We start from the raw sequence: 5,114 nt of genomic DNA, 5'->3' as shown, positions 1-5,114 counted from the left end.
AATGTCCACCTTCTGGGCCCAGTGTACTGGCCCAGTTTTAAGGGGGAAGGACAGGCTCAGGTTAGAGATCCAAACACTCACTTGTGTGCCAAATATGGGCTAGATTCTCTTTTGCTTACGATACACATGCTCAATCGGGGCATCTTCTATTCAAGATCGAGCGCCACAACGTTCGGTTTTGGAAAGTTGAGGCCTTATGATGGGCTTGCAGCGAAGGACCGCTTATCAGCCTTGGTGCTTCTTGCCGGATTCGCGAAGCGAGTAAAGCGCTCATTCAGAGTGAGAAATTGAGCGGCAGGTCTGTCCCACAGACTGTGATTTCGCTTACGCCGAGATTTTCCAGTCGCAGCGTATGGCAGGATCAACAGGCGCCATCTCAGCGATGTGTCCCCTTGGTTAATGGCAGGCTAGAGGCGATTGCGCACTTTCTGGCTGTTGCCAGGCATTTCCGCCAGCCAACACACTGAAACCGACGAGTGATCAAACTTAGTGCTTAGAATGACTAAAAACATGACCAGAATGATCAAACATCACGAGTCGTCACAATTGATGTCAGTGGTGAGCCGTGCAGGGTTCGAACCTGCGACCCACTGATTAAAAGTCAGTTGCTCTACCAACTGAGCTAACGGCCCACTAGGCGGCCTATCTAGAAAGGGTCGGCCAAAGGGTCAAGCCGATTCTCAGATGTTTTTCTGCGACATACTGGATTCCCAAAAACCCGGGCGTTATACGCGCCGCATGGTGGATACGGCGACCTCTCATTGGCCCTTCATGAAAATGCACGGGGCGGGTAACGACTTTGTCGTGATCGACGGTCGCGACACGCCTGTTGACCTGACGGAATCGCTGGTGCGTGCGTTGGCGGACAGGCATCGCGGCGTAGGGTTCGATCAGCTTGCGCTGATCACTGACGGGACCGACCTAACCATCACCTTTTACAACGCGGATGGCTCACAATCAGCGGCTTGTGGCAACGCAACCCGATGCATCGCTGCACGCGAGCTTGCGCAACGCGCCGCAGATCACCTGGAAATCCATGTCACCGGGCGCGGCGCGCTTAGTGCGGTGCGCAACACTGACGGGACAACGGAGGTCAACATGGGCCATCCACAACTCGGCTGGCAGGACATCCCCTTGGCAAAGGACGTGGACACGCTGGCGCTTCCCATTGAGGGCGATCCGGTTGGCACCGGTATGGGCAACCCGCATTGTACCTTCTTCGTCGATGACGTTTTGGCAGTCGACCTCGCCACAATCGGCCCCAAGATCGAACATCACACCCTCTTTCCAGAGCGCACCAATGTACAGTTCGCCGAGGTTGTCGGACTCGACCACATACGCATGCGCGTCTGGGAACGGGGGACCGGGATTACTTTGGCGTCGGGATCGTCCTCTTGCGCAACGGCAGTGGCAGCGGCACGGCGCGGGCTGACAGGGCGCACGGTCCAGATCGACCTCGACGGCGGAACCCTGCACATCGACTGGCGCGACGATGGCGTCTGGATGTCCGGCCCCACGGCACACGTATTCGACGGCACATTGACGGCAGAGTTCCTGCAAAGCCTATGACCGAGCCTGTCTTCTCCAATCACGGCTGCCGCCTAAACGCCTACGAGACCAAGGCGATGGAGGAACTCGCCGCCCAAGCGGGTGTTGAGAACGCCGTTGTGGTCAACACCTGCGCGGTCACGGCCGAGGCAGTGCGCAAGGCGCGGCAGGACATACGCAAACTGCGCCGCACCCACCCGGATGCCAAGTTAGTCGTCACCGGCTGCGCCGCACAAACGGCACCCGACACCTTCGCCAACATGGACGAGGTGGACGCGGTCATCGGCAACACCGAAAAGATGCAGGCGCAAACCTGGGCCGGGCTCGCAGGCGACTTCGGTACCGAACCGGTGCAAGTCGACGACATCATGTCGGTCACGGAAACCGCCGGACACCTGATTGACGGGTTTGGCACCCGCAGCCGCGCCTATGTGCAGGTCCAGAACGGCTGCGATCACCGCTGTACCTTCTGCATCATCCCCTATGGGCGCGGCAACTCCCGCTCGGTCCCGGCAGGCGTCGTGGTGGACCAAATCAAGCGGCTGGTGGACCGGGGTTTCAACGAAGTGGTCCTGACCGGCGTCGATCTGACCTCATGGGGCGCTGACTTGCCCGGAGAGCCGCAACTTGGCGACTTGGTGATGCGCATCCTCAAACTGGTGCCCGACCTGCGACGCTTGCGCATCAGCTCCATCGACTCGATCGAGGTGGACGATGCGCTGATGCAGGCCATCGCCACCGAACCGCGGCTGATGCCCCACTTGCACCTGTCGCTACAGCACGGCGATGACCTGATCCTGAAACGCATGAAACGTCGCCACCTGCGCGACGATGCCATCCGCTTTGCGCAAGAGGCGCGCAAGCTTCGACCTGACATGACCTTTGGCGCGGACATCATCGCGGGCTTCCCGACCGAGACCGAAGCGATGTTCGAAAACTCACTCAAGCTGGTGGAAGAATGCGACCTCACATGGCTGCACGTCTTCCCCTACTCGCACCGCCCCGGCACACCCGCCGCGCGGATGCCACAAGTGAACGGTAAAGCGATCAAGGACCGGGCAGCACGCCTGCGCACCGCGGGGAGCGCACAGGTGACCAAACACCTCGCAGCCCAGCAGGGTAAAACCCATCACATCCTGATGGAAAACCCGCATATGGGCCGAACTGAACAATTCACAGAAGTACAGTTCGACACGCCGCAAACCGAGGGCCAAATCGTTACGGCGCGCATTTCCGGCACGCGGGACAATCAGCTCGTGGCCTAGGCCCTGCGACCAACAAACAAGCTCAGCAACGTCACCGCCGCCGGGATCGCCTGAGCATACAGGGTCAGCGGCAAGGTCAGCGCGCCGTACAAACCAGCGGCCAGAACACATAGCAGAAAGTAAATCGCGATATTGCGCTGCCATTGAGCCGAGGGCACAAACAGCGCCCAGATCAATCCACCCGCCAGAAATAGATTGTATAGCCCCTGATTGGCCGCCAAATCCTTCGTGGGGGCGAACAACTCCGGCGCCAAGAAGGTAAACACCTCAGGGCCGCGCGTCTCCCACGCAAACATCTCAACATAGCAGAAATAGACATGCGCAAGCGCCACCAGCGCGACGAGGCCTTTTGAAATCGCGGACATGTGCCCTCCTACCAAAAAATGATGGATGAAACCTGCGAGGACTCACTGGTCGCGATCAAGGGAATTCTGCACAAACGAAAAAAGCCCCACCAACAGGCGGGGCTTTCATTATTCGCGATAAGAGGAATTACTTCTTCTTGTAGCTTGCCTTGACCGGTGCCCACAGACGCTTGTTGGTCAGGTACAGCATGACCGACAGGATGGTCAGGAAGATCACGCCGACAAAGCCAGCCTGCTTGCGTGCCATCATCTTGGGTTCCGCCGTCCACATCAGGAAGGCTGCAACATCCTCGGACAAGTGATGCAGGTCGGTGGAATGCCCATCAGCAAACTCGACATCGTCGCCCCACAGCGGCGGAGCCATCGCGATCCAACCACCAGGGAACGCCTTGTTCTCGTACAGAACGGCGCCTGCCTCTTCCTTTTCTTCACCGGTGTAGCCGTTCAGCAGGGCCACGATGTATTCGGCACCGCCAATACCCTTGAACAACTGATTGATGCCCAGGCCATAAGGACCGTGGAAACCGGCACGGGCTTTGGCCATCAAGCTCAGGTCAGGTGCGTTTTCAAGGGCCGAACCGGGGAAGTTGTCCGAAGGACGCGCGGCACGGAAATCATCGATCTCCGAGTCGAACACTTCGTAGAACTCGGCATAGGCGCGCACCTGATCTTCGGGCAGGCCGGGGCCACCATCATCGCTCAACGTCCGGATCGGCACGTATTGCAGACCGTGGCAGGATGCACAGACCTCGGTATAGATTTGCAGGCCGCGCTGCAGCTGGTTCTGGTCGAAGGATCCAAACGGACCGTCAAAGGAAAAGTCGACATCCTCGACATGACCGGCACCGCCAGCGGCGAAGGCTCCGGTGGTCAGCGCGAACGCCGCCACCATGCTTGCTGCAAGTTTCTTCAACATCTGCAGTCTCTCCTTATTCCGCGGGCTGAGCGGAAGGCGCTGCCGAACCGGCCTCGCCCTTGCTCGCCTTGGCGGCAAAGTCTTCTTCGATGGTCGTAGGCTGCGCGTCCGGCTTCTCGATCACGCCGAGCAGAGGCAGGATCACCAGGAAGTACGCGAACCAGTAGGTCGAACCCAAGAGCGCGATGTACGGGTAAATCCCCTCGGCCGGCATCGCGCCCACCCACATCAGCACAAAGAAGTCGACAACCAGCAGCCAGAACCACCATTTGAACATCGGACGGTAGCGACCCGAGCGCACTGACGAAGTGTCGAGCCACGGTGCCAGCGCCATCACGGCAATCGCACCGAACATCGCGATCACACCAAAGAACTTGGCGTCGATGATGCCGCCCGTCAGGGTCGAAGCGATGATCACCACCCAGACGTCGCCGTCAAAGGCACGCAAGATCGCGTAGAACGGCAGGAAGTACCATTCCGGCACGATGTGCGCAGGCGTCGCCAGCGGGTTCGCCTCGATGTAGTTATCGGGGTGGCCCAGGTAGTTCGGCATGAAGCCCACGATGGCAAAGAACACCACCAGGATGACCGCCAGCGCGAACAGGTCCTTGATCACGAAGTAAGGCCAGAAGGGCAGCGTGTCTTTCTCGGCTTCTTCCTTCGACGTCCGGCGCACTTCAACACCGGTCGGGTTGTTGTTGCCCGTGGTGTGGAAGGCCCAGATGTGCACGATCACCAGACCGGCGATCACGAAGGGCAGCAGATAATGCAGCGAGAAGAAGCGGTTCAGCGTGGCATTGTCCACGGCAGGCCCGCCCAAAAGCCACGTTTGCAGCGCATCACCGATGAACGGGATCGCACCAAACAGGCCGGTGATCACGGTCGCACCCCAGAAGGACATCTGTCCCCAAGGCAGCACGTAACCCATGAACGCAGTCCCCATCATCAGCAGGTAAATGAGCATACCGATGATCCACGTGATCTCGCGCGGGGCCTTGTAGGACCCGTAGTAGAGACCGC

The 5,114-nt window shown here is 59.2% G+C and carries 5 protein-coding genes and 1 tRNA gene; 2 read left to right on the top strand and 4 right to left on the bottom strand.

Features of this window, described 5'->3' with window-relative positions:
* Positions 1 to 556: 556 nt before the first annotated feature.
* Positions 557 to 632 (bottom strand) — tRNA-Lys (locus tag AC6RA8_RS21055).
* Between the two features lie 106 nt (positions 633 to 738).
* On the opposite strand from AC6RA8_RS21055, the gene dapF reads away from it, so the two are divergent.
* Together dapF and mtaB are read left to right on the top strand one after the other, a co-directional pair.
* Entirely contained in the window at positions 739 to 1,569 is an 831-nt protein-coding gene (gene dapF, locus AC6RA8_RS21050) for a diaminopimelate epimerase (protein WP_500355595.1), read from the top strand.
* Positions 1,566 to 2,813: a tRNA (N(6)-L-threonylcarbamoyladenosine(37)-C(2))-methylthiotransferase MtaB gene (mtaB, locus tag AC6RA8_RS21045; RefSeq protein WP_500355592.1), complete on the top strand. Its 1,248-nt coding sequence runs from the start codon at positions 1,566 to 1,568 to the stop codon at positions 2,811 to 2,813. Before dapF ends, mtaB begins: the two co-directional genes overlap by 4 nt.
* Here the strand turns inward: mtaB and AC6RA8_RS21040 are convergent.
* The 3 genes from AC6RA8_RS21040 to AC6RA8_RS21030 form a co-directional block, all read right to left on the bottom strand.
* Positions 2,810 to 3,178, bottom strand: a complete 369-nt coding sequence (locus AC6RA8_RS21040) for a DUF1304 domain-containing protein (protein WP_500355590.1) — start codon at positions 3,176 to 3,178, stop codon at positions 2,810 to 2,812. The genes mtaB and AC6RA8_RS21040 overlap by 4 nt on opposite strands.
* 127 nt (positions 3,179 to 3,305) lie before the next feature.
* Entirely contained in the window at positions 3,306 to 4,094 is a 789-nt protein-coding gene (locus tag AC6RA8_RS21035) for a cytochrome c1 (RefSeq protein WP_500355588.1), read from the bottom strand.
* Between the two features lie 13 nt (positions 4,095 to 4,107).
* Positions 4,108 to 5,114: cytochrome b (locus AC6RA8_RS21030; protein WP_500355586.1), on the bottom strand; the 1,007-nt coding region annotated here is incomplete at its 5' end.

Source organism: Tateyamaria sp. (assembly GCF_059783535.1).
This window is presented reverse-complemented; position numbering and strand designations above follow the sequence as displayed.